This window comes from Thioclava marina (genome assembly GCF_002020135.1).
GTDB classification, from domain to species: Bacteria; Pseudomonadota; Alphaproteobacteria; order Rhodobacterales; family Rhodobacteraceae; genus Thioclava; species Thioclava marina.
Genome location: NZ_MPZS01000001.1, coordinates 1,035,653 through 1,050,051 on the forward strand (window position 1 = coordinate 1,035,653; position 14,399 = coordinate 1,050,051).

At 64.3% G+C, this 14,399-nt stretch carries 14 protein-coding genes and 2 tRNA genes; 9 read left to right on the top strand and 7 right to left on the bottom strand.

The genetic code is table 11. From position 1 onward, the window contains the following. Window positions 1-79: 79 nt before the first annotated feature. Both BMG00_RS04950 and argE read left to right on the top strand, forming a co-directional pair. A complete protein-coding gene (locus tag BMG00_RS04950; RefSeq protein WP_078573547.1) occupies window positions 80-1,264 on the top strand; it encodes a M24 family metallopeptidase in 1,185 nt (394 codons plus the stop codon). 2 nt (window positions 1,265-1,266) lie between these two features. Beyond that, window positions 1,267-2,421, top strand: a complete 1,155-nt coding sequence (gene argE, locus BMG00_RS04955) for an acetylornithine deacetylase (RefSeq protein WP_078573548.1) — start codon at window positions 1,267-1,269, stop codon at window positions 2,419-2,421. A gap of 6 nt (window positions 2,422-2,427) precedes the next feature. Here argE and bhcA read toward each other — a convergent pair whose 3' ends face one another. Further along, a complete protein-coding gene (bhcA, locus tag BMG00_RS04960; protein WP_078573549.1) occupies window positions 2,428-3,618 on the bottom strand; it encodes an L-aspartate--glyoxylate aminotransferase BhcA in 1,191 nt (396 codons plus the stop codon). A gap of 195 nt (window positions 3,619-3,813) precedes the next feature. On the opposite strand from bhcA, the gene bhcR reads away from it, so the two are divergent. After that, a complete protein-coding gene (gene bhcR / locus BMG00_RS04965) occupies window positions 3,814-4,620 on the top strand; it encodes an HTH-type transcriptional regulator BhcR (protein WP_078573550.1) in 807 nt (268 codons plus the stop codon). On the opposite strand, the gene BMG00_RS04970 is transcribed toward bhcR, so the two are convergent. The 5 genes from BMG00_RS04970 to BMG00_RS04990 all read right to left on the bottom strand — a co-directional run bounded on the left by BMG00_RS04970 (window position 4,621) and on the right by BMG00_RS04990 (window position 9,815). Beyond that, window positions 4,621-5,673, bottom strand: a complete 1,053-nt coding sequence (locus BMG00_RS04970; RefSeq protein ID WP_078573551.1) for an ABC transporter ATP-binding protein — start codon at window positions 5,671-5,673, stop codon at window positions 4,621-4,623. It lies immediately after the preceding gene. 9 nt (window positions 5,674-5,682) lie between these two features. Continuing rightward, window positions 5,683-6,519 carry a sn-glycerol-3-phosphate ABC transporter permease UgpE gene (gene ugpE, locus BMG00_RS04975; RefSeq protein WP_078527129.1) on the bottom strand — a complete coding sequence of 279 codons (837 nt, stop codon included), beginning with the start codon at window positions 6,517-6,519 and terminating at the stop codon, window positions 5,683-5,685. Window positions 6,520-6,551: 32 nt separating this feature from the next. Continuing rightward, a complete protein-coding gene (gene ugpA / locus BMG00_RS04980; RefSeq protein WP_078573552.1) occupies window positions 6,552-7,433 on the bottom strand; it encodes a sn-glycerol-3-phosphate ABC transporter permease UgpA in 882 nt (293 codons plus the stop codon). A gap of 67 nt (window positions 7,434-7,500) precedes the next feature. After that, window positions 7,501-8,814, bottom strand: a complete 1,314-nt coding sequence (gene ugpB, locus BMG00_RS04985) for a sn-glycerol-3-phosphate ABC transporter substrate-binding protein UgpB (protein ID WP_078573553.1) — start codon at window positions 8,812-8,814, stop codon at window positions 7,501-7,503. A gap of 347 nt (window positions 8,815-9,161) precedes the next feature. Beyond that, on the bottom strand, window positions 9,162-9,815 hold the full coding sequence (locus BMG00_RS04990) for a pyridoxamine 5'-phosphate oxidase family protein (protein WP_078573554.1): 654 nt from the start codon (window positions 9,813-9,815) through the stop codon (window positions 9,162-9,164). A 61-nt stretch (window positions 9,816-9,876) separates the two neighbouring features. Between BMG00_RS04990 and pdxR the strand changes: the two genes are divergently transcribed. From pdxR to BMG00_RS05020, 6 genes are all read left to right on the top strand, one after another. Continuing rightward, a complete protein-coding gene (gene pdxR / locus BMG00_RS04995; RefSeq protein ID WP_078573555.1) occupies window positions 9,877-11,325 on the top strand; it encodes a MocR-like pyridoxine biosynthesis transcription factor PdxR in 1,449 nt (482 codons plus the stop codon). A gap of 121 nt (window positions 11,326-11,446) precedes the next feature. Beyond that, window positions 11,447-11,521, top strand: a tRNA-Gly gene (locus tag BMG00_RS05000). A gap of 32 nt (window positions 11,522-11,553) precedes the next feature. Continuing rightward, a tRNA-Gly gene (locus tag BMG00_RS05005) sits at window positions 11,554-11,628 on the top strand. A 364-nt stretch (window positions 11,629-11,992) separates the two neighbouring features. After that, on the top strand, window positions 11,993-12,580 hold the full coding sequence (gene hisB / locus BMG00_RS05010) for an imidazoleglycerol-phosphate dehydratase HisB (protein WP_078525028.1): 588 nt from the start codon (window positions 11,993-11,995) through the stop codon (window positions 12,578-12,580). After that, the gene (gene hisH, locus BMG00_RS05015) at window positions 12,580-13,218 is read left to right on the top strand and encodes an imidazole glycerol phosphate synthase subunit HisH (protein ID WP_078525030.1); all 639 of its coding nucleotides are present in this window, start codon (window positions 12,580-12,582) and stop codon (window positions 13,216-13,218) included. Before hisB ends, hisH begins: the two co-directional genes overlap by 1 nt. Then, a complete protein-coding gene (locus BMG00_RS05020) occupies window positions 13,218-13,883 on the top strand; it encodes a Dph6-related ATP pyrophosphatase (RefSeq protein WP_078573556.1) in 666 nt (221 codons plus the stop codon). Before hisH ends, BMG00_RS05020 begins: the two co-directional genes overlap by 1 nt. On the opposite strand, the gene BMG00_RS05025 is transcribed toward BMG00_RS05020, so the two are convergent. Further along, window positions 13,884-14,270: a DUF2147 domain-containing protein gene (locus BMG00_RS05025; protein WP_078525034.1), complete on the bottom strand. Its 387-nt coding sequence runs from the start codon at window positions 14,268-14,270 to the stop codon at window positions 13,884-13,886. Window positions 14,271-14,399: the final 129 nt, after the last annotated feature.

The following is a 14,399-nucleotide window of genomic DNA, read 5'->3' on the forward strand; positions in this document are numbered from 1 at the left end:
CGCCATGCTCGATCCGGCTTTGCCCTTGACCTCCCCCGCAGGCCCGTCCCACCCTGCGCGCAAGCGACAGGAGAAGCCGATGCCCATCACCAACGCCCCTTTCAGCCAGACCGAATATGACCGCCGGATCGCATTGGTGCGCGCCGCGATGGCCGAACGCGGGATCGAGATCCTGTTCGTCACCAACCCCTCGAACCAGTTCTGGCTGACGGGTTATGACGGCTGGTCCTTCTACACCCATCAGGGTGTGATCCTGCCGATGGAGGGCGCGCCCTATTGGTGGGGCCGCTTCATGGATGCCAATGGCGCACGCCGCACCGTCTGGATGGAGGAGGAGAACATCCTCCATTACAACGACGCGATGGTGCAGTCGGATGTGATGCATCCGATGGAAGACCTCGCCTCGCATCTGCGCATCATGGGCTATGGCAAGGCGCGGATCGGGGTCGAGATGGAGACCTATTTCTACACCGCCAAAGCCCATGCCGTTCTGACCGACGGGTTGCCTGAGGCCGAGTTGAACGACGCGAGCGTGCTGGTGAACTGGCAGCGCCTGATCAAGTCGGGCGAGGAGCTGGCCTTCATGCGCCGCGCCGCGCGGATCTCCGAACTGGTGATCTCGCGCGCGATGGAGCTGGCCGAGCCGGGGCTGCGCAAGCACGATCTGGTGGGAGAGCTCTACAAGACCGCCGTGCAGGGCGAGGAAGACAGCTGGGGCGATTACCCCGCGATCGTGCCGATGCTGCCCTCGGGCCCCGATGCCTCCGCCCCGCACCTGACCTGGAACGGTGAAGCGTTGAAGGCGGGTGAAGCCACTTTCGTCGAGCAATCGGGCTGCTATCGCCGCTATCACGCGCCGCTCTGCCGGACCGTGTTCCTCGGCAAGCCCCCGCAACACATGATTGATGCAAGCCAGGCCCTGACCGAGGGGCTCAATGCCGGGATCGAGGTTGCGCGCGCTGGCAACCGCGCCTGCGATATCGCGCGGGCGCTGAATGTCGAACTCGCGAAAGTCGGAATCGAACGGCCCAACCGCGCGGGCTATGCGGTGGGCTGCTCCTACCCGCCCGATTGGGGCGAGCACACGGTGTCGATCCGCGACACCGACGAGACGATCCTGCAACCCGGCATGACCTTCCACTTCATGCCCGGCCTCTGGATGGACGACTGGGGGATGGAGACGACCGAGACCATCCTGATTACCGAGAACGGTCCGGCCGAGCCGCTGTGCAAGGTCGAGCGCAAGCTCTTCATCAAGGACTGACGATGCGGCTCGACACCACCCGCGCGATCCTCTCGGATCTGATCGGCTTTCCGTCGGTCTCTTCGGACACCAACCTGCCGATCATCCACTACATCGCCGACCGGCTGGAGGCGGCGGGCGCGGCTGTCGAGGTGATGATGGACCCAAGCGGTCACAAGGCGAACCTCTTCGCCACGCTGGGCGAGGCGCGCGATGGCGGGCTGGTGCTCTCGGGCCATTCCGACGTGGTGCCGGTCACCGATCAGGACTGGACGAGCGATCCCTTCACCATGACCGAGCGCGACGGCAAGCTCTACGGGCGCGGCGCCTGCGACATGAAAGGGTTCATCGCGGCCTGTCTCGGCTCGCTCGATCTGCTGGCCGAGGCCGCACGGACCCGCCCGATCCATTTCGCCTTCACCCATGACGAGGAGGTCGGCTGTCTGGGCGCGCAGGAGCTGGTGAAGATCCTCGCCAAGCGCCCCGTCAAACCCGCGCTGTGCATCATTGGCGAACCGACCTCGATGCAGGTTTTCGACGGCAACAAGGGCTGCTGCGAATATACCGTGCGTTTCGAGGGACGCCCGGGCCACAGCTCCGCCCCCGACAAGGGCGTCAACGCGGTCGAATACGCCGTGCGCTACATCAACCGCCTCTTCGAGCTGCGCGCCGAACTGGTGAAGCGCTGCCCCGAGGGCTCGCGCTTCGACCCGCCACCGACGACACTGAACGTGGGCGCCTTGCGCGGCGGGATCTCGCATAACGTTATCGCGCCGCGTGCCGAGCTGAACTGGGAAATACGCCCGATCAACGAGGCCGATATGCGCTTCGTGAAAGAGGAAATCGCGAGTTTCGTCGAGGACACGCTCCTGCCCGAGATGCGCGCCATCGCGCCCGAGGCCGGAATCTCCACCGAGACGATCGGCGAGGTGGTGGGGCTCGAGCCGATGGACGAGAACGCCGCGCGCGATCTGGTCTTCGCACTCACGGGGCAGAACCATGCGGGCTGCGTCGCCTTCAACACCGAAGCCGGACTGTTCCAGTCGATCGGGATGGATGCGGTGATCTGCGGGCCGGGCTCGATCGAGCAGGCGCACAAAGCCGACGAGTTCGTCTCGCTCGACCAGATGTCCCAGGCGCTGGCGATGATCGGGAGGCTCGCCAGCGCCCGGAGCTAGCCGTTCTTACGCGGCGGCTTTCTGTGCAGGCGCGGCCGTCTCGCGGTAATGCGCCTGCGCGGCGGCAACGCCGCTGCCCAGCTCTACCGGCAGCCCCAGATCGGCCATCGCCATCTCGGCGGTCGCCAGACCCGAGAGCGCCATGACATCGGTCATCAACCCAAGGTGCCCGATCCGGAACACCTTGCCCGCGACATCGCCCAGACCGCCCCCGAAGGCCACACCATAGGTATTGAGCGCCTGCGCCACGATCCGGCCCGCGTCGAAGCCTTCGGGCGCGCGCACGGCACTGACGCTGTTGGAATAGAGATCGGGCGAGACCGCGCAGAGCTCCATTCCCCAGGCCGAGACCGCGCGGCGCACGCCCTCGGCGATGCGGGCATGGCGGGCGAAGACGTTTTCCAGCCCCTCGCCCAAGAGCATGTCGCACGATGCTTTCAGCCCGTTCAGCAGCCCCACGGGCGGCGTATAGGGGAAGCCGTTGGCCGCGTAGCCCGCCTGCATGTCGCGAATATCGAAGAAGCAACGCGGCAGTTTCGCGCGCTGAACGGCGGCGAGCGCCTTTTGCGAGAACCCGGTGATCGCGAGGCCCGGCGGCAGCATGAAGCCCTTCTGACTGCCGGTAACGGCCACGTCCACGCCCCAGTTATCCATCCGGAAATTCATGGACCCGATCGAGCTGACCCCATCCACGAAGAACAACGCCGGGTGGCCCGCCGCATCCATCGCGCGCCGGATGCCCGCGACATCCGAAGTCACGCCGGTCGCGGTCTCGTTATGGGTCGCCAGCACCGCCTTGATCTCGTGGCCCTTGTCGGCGGCGAGGATCTCGGCGAAGCGGTCCACCGGGATGCCCTCGCCCCAGTTCACCGTGACCTGCTCGACCACCAGCCCGTAGCGCTGGCACATGTCGATCCATTTATGGCTGAACATCCCGTTGCGACAGGCAAGAACCTTGTCGCCGGGCGAGAGCGTGTTGGTGATCGCGGTCTCCCAGCCACCCGTGCCGGTCGCGGGGAAGACGAAAGCCTCGCCGGTCCTGGTCTTGAGCACCTTCTTCACGCCGTCCAGCGCGGGGTGGATGATATCGGCGAAGCCGGGGCTGCGATGGTCCATCGTCGGGATATCGACGGCCTTGCGCAGGCTTTCGGGAATATTGGTCGGGCCCGGAATGAACACGGGGTTCAGATGGATCATGACGCCTCCTCCTCTGGCTGGGACAAGACGTATCACGTGCGGGCGGGACCGGGTATTTTTACGAAAAGCCGCAGCCGCAGTGCAGAAAATCCAAAGTTTCGATGCTGCTCCAAGGCGTTACGTTTTTCATACAGTGAAATACATTTTTGTTTTATACGTGTTAAAAAGGATTTTCTCTGTCCGGGAGGCGAAACGATGAGCACAGCACGCCGCAAGGGCCGCCCGCGCGGGTTCAATACCGAACCGGGCCAGGGCACGATCCAGGCACTCAACCGGGCGCTCGATGTGCTCGACCTGCTCTCACGCCACGAGGGGCTGAGCCTGAGCGAGATCGCGCGCGGCCTCGGCCAGTCACCCGCCACGATGCACCGGGTTCTGGCAACGCTCCACGCCCGCGATTTCGTCGAGACCAGCCCCGAGGGGCAGGACTGGCATATCGGCCCCGCCGCCTTTCGGATCGGCTCGGCCTTCCTGCGCCACACAAATGTTTTCGAGCGCGCCCGCCCCTTCATGCAGGAGCTGATGCAGGTCACGGGCGAGACCTCGAACCTCGGGGTGGAGCGCGCGGGTCAGGTGCTGTTCACCGGGCAGGTCGAGACGCATGAGGCGATCCGCGCCTTCTTCCCGCCGGGAACGGTCGCGCCGCTGCATGCGTCCGGAATCGGCAAGGCGCTGTTGAGCGGTTACGCGCCCGAGCGGCTGGCGCGGTTCCTCGAGGGTTATGACTTCGCGCGGTTCACGGAAAAGACGATCGGTGATGCTGCGACGCTGCGCGCCCAGCTCGCGGAGGTGCAAGCGCGCGGTTATGCGATCGACGATGAGGAGCGCACCGTGGGGATGCGCTGCGTCGCCGCCCCGATCTTCAACTTCCACGGTGAGGCGGTGGCCGGGATTTCCGTCTCCGGCCCGGTGCAGCGGATGGGTGAGACGCGCCTGCCCGAGATCGGCGCGGCGGTCACAAAGGCCGCGCGCGCCGTCACGCGCCAGCTCGGCGCGGGCTGATCAGTTCAGCCGCTGGCCGGTCTTCGCGTCGAACAGGTGCAGGTCCTCGGGCTTCACCGAAAGCCGCATCTGGCCGACCTCGTTCTGCGCCATGTGAACGCCGGGCAGCGCTGCGGTCATCGCCTCTCCGGTCGCGCTCAGCGTGCCGTGCAGCAGCGTGTTCGCGCCCAGAGGCTCGGCCAGCGTCACCTCGAGCGTGAGCGCGCCCGCATCGTCGGGATGCAGATGCTCGGGCCGGATGCCGAGGCTGACCGGGCCGTCGGGCAGATCGCTCGCGCCCAGCGCAGCGCCACCCAGAATTACCTGACCGCCCTTCACCTCGGCGGGCAGGATGTTCATCGACGGGCTGCCGATGAACTGCGCGGCGAAGACCGTCACGGGGCGCTCGTAGACTTCCAGAGGCGTGCCGATCTGCTCGGCCACGCCGCCATTCATCACGATCATCCGGTCGGCCATCGTCATCGCCTCGACCTGATCGTGGGTCACGTAAAGCGCGGTGATCCCGAGCTTGCGCTGCAATTCGCGGATCTCGACGCGCATCTGCACACGCAGCTTCGCATCGAGGTTCGAGAGCGGCTCGTCGAACAGGAACACGGCCGGCTCACGCACGATGGCCCGGCCCATCGCGACGCGCTGACGCTGCCCGCCCGAGAGTTCACGCGGCTTGCGGTCGAGATAGGGCGTGAGCTGCAAGAGTTCGCCCGCCGCCTCGACGCGGGCCGCGATCTCAGCTTTGGCCATGCCTGCGATCTTCAGGCCGTAGCCCATGTTCTGGCGCACCGACATATGCGGGTAGAGCGCGTAGTTCTGGAACACCATCGCGATATCTCGGTCCATCGGTTCGCGCTCGTTCACGCGATTGCCGCCGATGCAGATCTCGCCTTCCGACACGCTCTCCAGCCCCGCGACCATGCGCAGGAGGGTCGATTTCCCGCAGCCCGAGGGGCCGACGATGACGATGAATTCGCCGTCGCGAATGTCGATCGAGACCCCGTGCAGAACCTCGGTCTTGCCGAAACGTTTCTTGATGTTTTCGAGTTCAACGGTCGCCATTGTCTGCCCTTATTTCTCGCTGTCCACGAGGCCGCGAATGAAGAGTTTCTGCATCGAGATCACCACGATCACCGGCGGCACCATCGCGAGGATCGAGGTCGCCATGATGACCGGCCAGTCCGCGATATCATCGCCCGAGGGGAACATCTGTTTGAGCCCCATAACGATCGTGTTCATCTCGGGATTGGTGGTGATGAGAAGCGGCCAGAGATACTGGTTCCAGCCATAGATGAAGAGGATCACGAAAAGCGCCGCGATATTCGTGCGACTCATCGGCAGCAGGATATCGAGGAAGAAGCGCATCGGGCGCGCGCCGTCGACGCGGGCGGCCTCGGCCAGCTCATCGGGCACGGTCAGGAAGAATTGCCGGAACAGGAAGGTTGCCGTGGCAGACGCGATCAGTGGCAGGATCAGGCCGGAATAGGAGTTCAGCAGGCCGAAGCCCGCGACCACCTGATAGGTCGGCACGATGCGCACCTCGACCGGCAGCATCAGCGTCAGGAAGATCATCCAGAAGAAGAAGCGCCGCCCCGGAAAGCGGAAATAGACGATCGCGAAGGCCGACAGCAGCGAGATCGCGATCTTCCCGAGCGCGATCCCAAGCGCCATCACCATCGAATTGAACAGCATCGTCGCGACCGGCACGTTGACGCCCGAAAACAGCGCGCGCGTGTAGTTCTCGATCAGATGCGAGCCGGGCAGGACCGGCATCGGCGCCTGTGCGATCTCTGACTGGGTATGGGTCGAGGCCACGAAGGCCAGCCAGATCGGAAAGAAGATCACCAGCACGCCCACGATCATCAGAAGATGCGTCAGCCACAGCGCCGAGCCGCGCTTTTCGACCATTCCGGGGGGCGGCTCAAAGCGATTGTCAGCCATCAGTAGTGCACCCGCTTCTCGACGAACTTGAATTGCAGCACCGTCAGGATCCCGACCACCACGAGCAGCACCACCGATTGCGCCGCCGAGCTGCCCAGATCCTGACCCACGAAGCCGTCGGCATAGACCTTGTAGACGAGGATCGTCGTGGCCTGTTGCGGACCGCCGGAGGTAATCGTGTGGATCACCCCGAAGGTCTCGAAGAAGGCGTAGACGATGTTCACGACCAGCAGGAAGAAGGTCGTCGGCGACAGGAGCGGCAGGACGATGGTGAAGAAGCGCCGCCAGAAATGCGCCCCATCAATCGCCGCCGCCTCGATCACCGATTTCGGCACCGCTTGCAGGGCGGCGAAATAGAACAGGAAGTTGTAGCTGATCCGCCCCCAGGACGAAGCCACGACGACAAGCCCCATCGCCTCTCGCTGGTTCAGGACGTGGTTCCAGTCGTAGCCCAGCTGGTTGAGGTAGAAGGCCACCACGCCGATGCGGGTGTTGAACATGAAGAGCCACAGAACCCCCGCCACCGCAGGCGCGACCGCATAGGGCCAGATCAGCAGCGTGCGATAGGTCCCCGCGCCTTTCACCAGCCGGTCGGCCAACACCGCGAGGAACAACGCCGGCACCATAGAAACCAAAGTGACCAGCGTCGAGAACACCGCCGTCGTCAGGAACGAGGCCCGGTAATAGGGATCGGAGAAGAGATATTCGAAATTCCCCAGCCCCACATACTGCATCGACAGGCCGAACGGGTCGGGAATGAACAGCGACTGCCAGACCGCCTCGCCCGCCGGGTAGAAGAAGAACACCGCCGAGATGATCAGCTGCGGGGCAATGAGCAGCATCGGCAAGAGCCAGCCCTTGAAGGTGACGCGTTTTTCCATGGGGGGTCCGGGGTCTTCGAATAGGAAAACCGCGGGCAGGTCTTACCCGCCCGCGGTCTGGATTGGGTTAGCGATTGGCCTGCTCGAAGCGGCGCAGCAGCTGGTTGCCACGCTCCACCGCGTTGTCGAGTGCCTCCTGGGCGGTTTTGTCACCCGACCAGACGGCCTCCAGTTCCTCGTCGATGATGCCGCGGATCTGGTCGAAATTGCCCAGACGGATGCCCTTCGAATTCGCCGTCGGCGCGTTCGCGGTCATCTGTTTCACGGCGATATCGGTGCCGGGGTTCGCGTCATAGAAACCCTGCTCGCGGGTCAGATCGGCCGCGGCCTTGGTGATCGGCAGATAACCCGTGTCCTGGTGCCATTTCGCCTGCACTTCAGGCGAGGAGAGGTAGTTCAGGAATTCGGCCACACCCTTGTAATGGCTGTCATCCTTGCCCGACATCACCCAAAGGGAGGCGCCCCCGATGATGGTGTTCTGCGGCGCGCCCGCGACATCACCCCAATAGGGCAGCGGGTGAACCTCGAAGTTGAACTTGGCTTCGGACTTGATGCCCGCGTAGCCGGCCGAGCTCTCGGTGAAGAGCGCGCAGGTGCCGGCGCGGAAATCGGCGCCACCTTCGTTGCGGCGGCCCTTGTAGATGAACTCGCCCTTCTTGGCCCAGTCACCCAGCGTCTGGATGTGCTTGACCTGCACGGGACCGTTGAACTCGAGCTGCGTGTCGAGCCCGGCGAAACCGTTCTCCTGGCTCGCGAAGGGGACGTTGTGATAGGCGGAGAGGTTCTCGAGCTGGATCCAGCTCTGCCAGGCGGTGGTCATCGGGCAGTCGACGCCCGAGGCCTTCAGCTGGTCAAGCACCTTGCCCACGTCGTCCCAGGTGGTCAGCGGGGCATCCTTGGCCACGCCCGCCGCGTCGAGCATGTCGCGGTTGACCCAGAGAACCGGGGTCGAGGAGTTGAAGGGCAGCGACAGCATCTGACCGTCGGTGGTGGTGTAATACCCCTTCACCGCGCCGATATAATCGTCGGGATTGAACGGCACGCCGGCATCGGCCATCACCTGATAGACCGGCTTGATCGCGCCCTTGGCGGCCATCATCGTCGCGGTGCCGACCTCGAACACCATCAGGACGTCGGGCTGCTCGCCTGCACGGAAGGCCGCGATCCCGGCATTGAGCGTTTCCGAGTAGTTGCCCTTGTGGGTCGCAACGACCTCGTAATCGCTCTGGCTGGCGTTGAAGTCCTTGACCTGCTGATCGACCAGTTCACCAAGGCGGCCCGTGAAGGCGTGCCAGAACTGGATCTCGGTTGCGGCCTGCGCGGTGAAAGGCGCGGCCAGAGTCGCGGACGCAAGCGCCGCACCCAATGCGAAATTCTTCATGTCTTCCTCCCAGTTTGTAGCGGGATTCACGGATTTTTCTCGATCTGGAGCCCTCTCGCGGAGCGTCCACGCTACGGGGCTTAGTCTGCGCGTGTAACAACCATAAAACAAGACTGTGAGGGATCGCGCCGCAGCACGCGTTACCACGTGAAAGCCCCGTGAACATTGGTAAATTTCGTTGATTTTTCCTCGAAATCGGGGGTCTTTCGGGAGGCTTTCGGCCACCAACATCACGCGTTTGTGATCTTCGATTATGATCGGTAATGCGCGAATCGAAAAAAACCGCCCGTTTGCGCGCGGGCGGTTTTCCGGGAATCAGCCGCTGCGAGGCGCAGCTTTCGCGCAGATCAGAGATAGCGGAAGTCGCGCACGTGATCGGGCATCTCGACGCCCTCGAGATTGCGCGGATCGGGGATCGGCTCCCCCACCACCATGCGCACCGGGATCTCGCCCGCCCAGATCGGGAGCGCGTAATCCTCGTCCTCGTCCTTGGGTCCGCCGGCGCGGAGCTTCGCCGCCCCTTCGGAAATCTCCATTCCCATCACCGTTGTCGCCTTCAGATCCTGCGCGTGATCGGGGCGCAGCGTCTCGTAGCGGCCCGGGTAGAGTTGGTTCACGAAATTTCCGAGCTTGGTGAGTTTCTCCTCGGGGTCTTCCACCTTGAAGGCGGTCCCGAAGAGCATCACCGAGCGGGTGTTGAGCGAATGGTGCATCCCCGAGCGCGCGAGAACGAACCCGTCAAGGATCGAGACCGTCAGGCATACTTCGGCCTCCTTCTGCGCGCGCAGCGCGCGGCTCGCCGAGGAGCCGTGCCAATAGACATGGTTGCCCTCGCGCCATTGCAGGGTCGGGGTCACGTAGGGCCTGCCCTCCATGACATACCCGACATGGCACATCGGCTGGGCGTCGAGGATCGCGTTGATCGTGTCGCGGTCGAAATGGCCGCGCTCGTGCAGGCGACGCAGGCGGCTTCTTTCAGTGACGGGGAGGGTGTCGGTCATGGTCTGGCTCCGCGGAGAAATCTTGTCAGCCTGCGGGTAGCGCGATATTGGATTGATAAACATGTCCAATATTAACAAAAAAGTTCATGCCAATTTTAACGCAGCCCTGTTCGCGCTCTGCCTCGAACGCAGGGGCGCGCGGCCCCTCCATGCACAGCTGACCGACGGCCTGCGCGAGTTGTTGCGCGCAGCCCCCGAGGCCGCGGGCCTACGTTTGCCCGCGAGCCGCGTTCTGGCCGAGGAACTGTCGGTCTCGCGGATGACAGTGACCACCGCCTATGACCAGCTTGTCGCGGAAGGCTACCTCGTCACGAGGCAGGGCGGCGGCACCTATGTCGCAGGCGAATTGCCCCATCTCGCGCCCCCAACCCCCGGCCCGCGCAAGACGCCCGAGCCGCCGCGCCCATGGCGTCCTTTCCAGCCCGGCCTGCCCGACCAGTCTCTTTTTCCGCACCGGATCTGGGCGCGCCACCTCGACCGGGCCTGGCGCCAACCCGACCCGGCACTCCTCGACCGACCCGACAGTTTCGGCTGGCCCGCCCTGCGCGCGGCGATCGCAAGCCATCTGTCGGCGTGGCGCGGGCTCGATTGCACGCCCGATCAGGTGCTGATCACCAGCGGCGCAGGAGACGGGTTCGACCTGATCGGGCGCGCGTTACTGCCTCACGGCGCATCCATGGCGATCGAGGACCCCGGCTGGGCGACGCTTGAACACACCTTGCGCGGAATCGGGATCACCCCCGTGGCGTTGCGGGTCGATGGCGAGGGGCTCGATCCCGCGCGCCTGCCGCAGGACTGCGCGGCCGTGAACGTCACGCCCTCGCGCCATTATCCGACCGGGGTTGCGATGCCGCTTGCGCGGCGGCTCGCGCTGCTCGACTGGGCGCACAGGGTTTCGGCGCTGATCGTCGAGGATGATTACGACAGCGAGTTCCGTTATCAGGGCCAGCCGCTGCCCGCGCTGGCCGGGCTCGATGGGTTGCAGCGCGTGATCTACATGGGCAGCTTCTCGAAATTGCTCAGCCCGGCGCTGCGGATCGGCTATCTTGTCGTTCCCGAGGCGCTGATCTCAAAGCTGCGCGCGACCCTCGCAGTTACCGGCTCGCGCGCCTCGCTGGTTCCCCAGCCCGCGCTCGCCGCCTTCATGGCCAGCGGCGAATTCGCGACCCATCTGCGCCGGATGCGGCGGACCTATGCGCGCAGACAGGCGCATCTTCTGGACGCGCTGGCCCCTCTGTCGGATTGCCTCGACCTCGCGCCCGACCCTTCGGGGATGCATTTGTGCATTGGGCTGCGCCCCACATTGGCCGCGCGCATTACCGACAGCGAAATCTCTCGCAGGGCGGCCGAAGCGGGGCTGACGCTGCGCGCGCTCTCGAGCCATTCGGTGCTGCCCGATCCACCGCAGGGGCTTCTCTTCGGTTATGCCGGTTTCGACGAATCGCAAATCAGCGCAGCCGCCGGGGATCTTTGCACCCTGCTTGCGCCCCTTTGCGCGGGCCGTTCGTGATCCGCGCCACGCGCCCAAGTCCCTTGCGCCAAGACCAGAGCGAATTTTGGCCTCGGGGATGAAATTTCCTCTTGCAGCCCCCGGCGCGATCCCCTAAATCCGCCTCCACCGAACCGGCAGCGCGGGCGTAGCTCAGGGGTAGAGCATTACCTTGCCAAGGTAAGGGTCGTGAGTTCGAATCTCATCGCCCGCTCCAGTTCGGACCCTCGGTCGCAAGACCACTCGGATGCGGGCGTAGCTCAGGGGTAGAGCATTACCTTGCCAAGGTAAGGGTCGTGAGTTCGAATCTCATCGCCCGCTCCAATACAAAAGGCCTTCCCTCGGGAAGGCCTTTGTCTTTTCCGGGCTCGCACAAACCATTTCATCGGCCAGACGCGAGGGCGGCGCCCGACCTCGGGTGGGCGCAGCACCACGCGCTCTCATAAAGCGGTTTATCCATCCACCCCACCGAACGCACGAGCCACGCTCGACAGCGCAAAAGCGCCCTCCCGGCGGGAGGTCGGGCGCCGCCCGGTGTTGGTCACACCGGGCCACCCTCAAAATCCGCAGCGATTTTATCCGGAGCCCCATCGACTTTTCCGCCGCATTGCCCCGCCTTTCGCACCACGCCGCTTGAGCGCGCCCCCTGCCCCGGCCTATAAGGCGGTGAGTTTCAAGGAGGCGCCCGATGCGCAAGGCCACGATCAGCCGCAAGACCGCCGAGACCGATATCACCGTCGAGATCAATCTCGACGGCACCGGTCAGTATGACAACAAGACGGGCGTGGGTTTCTTCGACCATATGCTCGACCAGCTCGCGCGGCATTCGCTGATCGACATGACCATCCGCGCCGAGGGGGATCTGCATATCGACGACCACCACACGGTCGAGGATACCGGGATCGCACTTGGTCAGGCATTGGTGAAGGCGCTTGGCGACAAGCGCGGCATCCGCCGCTACGGCCATTTCGCGCTGGCGATGGATGATACGCAGGTGCAATGCGCGCTCGATCTCTCGGCGCGCCCCTTCTTCGTGTGGAATTGCGACATGCCCACCCCGAAGATCGGCACCTTCGACACTGAACTGGTGCGCGAGTTCTTCCAGGCGCTCGCCACCAATGGCGGGATCACGCTCCACATCGACCGCGTCCATGGCTTCAACAGCCACCACATCGCCGAGGCCGCGTTCAAATCGGTGGCCCGCGCGCTGCGCATGGCGGTCGAGACCGACCCGCGCATGGGCGATGTGCTGCCCTCGACCAAAGGGGCGCTTTGATGCTCACGGCATTGGTTGATTACGACTCGGGCAACCTCCACTCGGCCGAGAAAGCGCTTCAGCGCATGGCGAACGAGACCGGGCACGGCACGATCGTCGTGACGTCCGAGCCGGACGTTGTGGCGCGCGCCGATAGGATCGTGTTGCCGGGCGACGGGGCTTACCCGTCCTGCAACGCCGCGCTGCACCGGTTCGAGGGCATGGCGCAAGCGATCGAGGAAGCGGTAACCATCAAGGGCCGCCCCTTCCTCGGGATCTGCATCGGGATGCAGATGCTGGCCACGCGCGGGCTCGAGTTCGAGGAAACCGAAGGCTTCGGCTGGATCCCCGGCGAAGTGGTTAGGATCGAGCCCTCGGACCCTGCGATGAAGGTGCCGCATATGGGCTGGAACGATCTGGTGATCGACCATGAGCACCCGGTGCTCGACGGCATTTCGACGGGCGATCACGCCTATTTCGTGCATAGCTACCATTTCAAGGTGGCCGAGCCCGAGCATCGTCTCGCGCATGTCGATTACGGCGGCGATATCACAGCGATCGTCGGGCGCGACAACATCGTCGGCACGCAGTTCCACCCCGAGAAATCCCAAGCAACCGGCCTGCGGCTGATCGCGAATTTCCTCGGCTGGAAACCCTGATGACGCCGAGGGCGGTCCTGTCATGGTCGTCGGGCAAGGATTGCGCGATGGCGCTACATGCCTGCCGGAGCGAGGGCCACGCGGATGTGGTGGCTCTGCTGTCCACGACCAACGAGGCTTTCGACCGGGTCGCGATGCACGGCACGCGCAATGCGCTGCTGCGCGCTCAGGCCGAGGCGGCGGGTTTGCCGCTGATCGAGGTGCCGCTGCCCTGGCCCTGCTCGAACGACGTTTACGAGGCGCGGATGGCGGCGGCGATGGACCGGGTGAAAGCGCTTGGCGTCGAGACGATGGTCTTTGGCGACCTGTTCCTTGAGGACGTGCGCAATTTCCGAATTGAAAAACTGAAACCGCTGGGCGTCGAAGCCATCTTCCCGCTTTGGCAGCGCCCCACGGATCAGCTTGCGCGCGAGATGATCGCGGCAGGCTTCGTCACGCATCTGGTGACGGTGGACCCGGGCAAGCTCGATCCGAGCTTCGCGGGGCGGCGTTTCGATGAAAGCCTGCTCACCGATCTGCCCGAAGGCGTCGATCCCTGTGGCGAGAATGGCGAGTTTCACACGGCGGTCAGCGCCGGGCCGATCTTCAAAGCCCCGATCCCGGTGCGGGTCGGCGAAACCGTCTTGCGCGACGGCTTCGCCTATGCCGATCTCATTCCCGAGTGATCACTTCACCCGCTGCCAGTCCTGCGACTTGCAGAACAGGCCACCGGCCACGCAACCGGCCAGCGCCATTGCATTGCCGTTCACAGTGACCTTGCCGAGATAGATCTTGTTGTTCGACGGGCGCCAGACCTTGCCTTCGTATTTGCCGCCGCCCTTGGGCGCCATGCCGATCACCAGTTGCTTGCCGATATTGGGCGATTTGTATTCGCCACCGGACTTGAAGGTTTTCACGATCGTGCCGCAGAAAGCCGCACCGCAAGGAGCGATCTGCACATATGCATAGGAACCGTCGTCAGGTTGGGTCTTCCACATCCCCTCGATCGGGTCGGCGAACGCCGCGCCGACGCTGAGTGCGATACCCGCTGCGGCGATCATCAAAGTCTTCATGGCAAATCTCCTCCCTTTTGCCTGCTGTCAGCATCAGGCCACGCAAGAGCGATTCCCGGCAAGACTGACGTGACGTCCGCGTAAGGCTTGGAAATTTCCGAAGGCCATGGCAAGAGGCATCGCGACAGC

Coding starts and splice junctions, on each gene's coding strand:
- BMG00_RS04950 (WP_078573547.1), top strand. CDS start 80: ATGCCCATCACCAACGCCCCTTTCAGCCAGACCGAATATGACCGCCGG.
- argE (WP_078573548.1), top strand. CDS start 1,267: ATGCGGCTCGACACCACCCGCGCGATCCTCTCGGATCTGATCGGCTTT.
- bhcA (WP_078573549.1), bottom strand. CDS start 3,618: ATGATCCATCTGAACCCCGTGTTCATTCCGGGCCCGACCAATATTCCC.
- bhcR (WP_078573550.1), top strand. CDS start 3,814: ATGAGCACAGCACGCCGCAAGGGCCGCCCGCGCGGGTTCAATACCGAA.
- BMG00_RS04970 (WP_078573551.1), bottom strand. CDS start 5,673: ATGGCGACCGTTGAACTCGAAAACATCAAGAAACGTTTCGGCAAGACC.
- ugpE (WP_078527129.1), bottom strand. CDS start 6,519: ATGGTCGAAAAGCGCGGCTCGGCGCTGTGGCTGACGCATCTTCTGATG.
- ugpA (WP_078573552.1), bottom strand. CDS start 7,433: ATGGAAAAACGCGTCACCTTCAAGGGCTGGCTCTTGCCGATGCTGCTC.
- ugpB (WP_078573553.1), bottom strand. CDS start 8,814: ATGAAGAATTTCGCATTGGGTGCGGCGCTTGCGTCCGCGACTCTGGCC.
- BMG00_RS04990 (WP_078573554.1), bottom strand. CDS start 9,815: ATGACCGACACCCTCCCCGTCACTGAAAGAAGCCGCCTGCGTCGCCTG.
- pdxR (WP_078573555.1), top strand. CDS start 9,877: ATGTCCAATATTAACAAAAAAGTTCATGCCAATTTTAACGCAGCCCTG.
- hisB (WP_078525028.1), top strand. CDS start 11,993: ATGCGCAAGGCCACGATCAGCCGCAAGACCGCCGAGACCGATATCACC.
- hisH (WP_078525030.1), top strand. CDS start 12,580: ATGCTCACGGCATTGGTTGATTACGACTCGGGCAACCTCCACTCGGCC.
- BMG00_RS05020 (WP_078573556.1), top strand. CDS start 13,218: ATGACGCCGAGGGCGGTCCTGTCATGGTCGTCGGGCAAGGATTGCGCG.
- BMG00_RS05025 (WP_078525034.1), bottom strand. CDS start 14,270: ATGAAGACTTTGATGATCGCCGCAGCGGGTATCGCACTCAGCGTCGGC.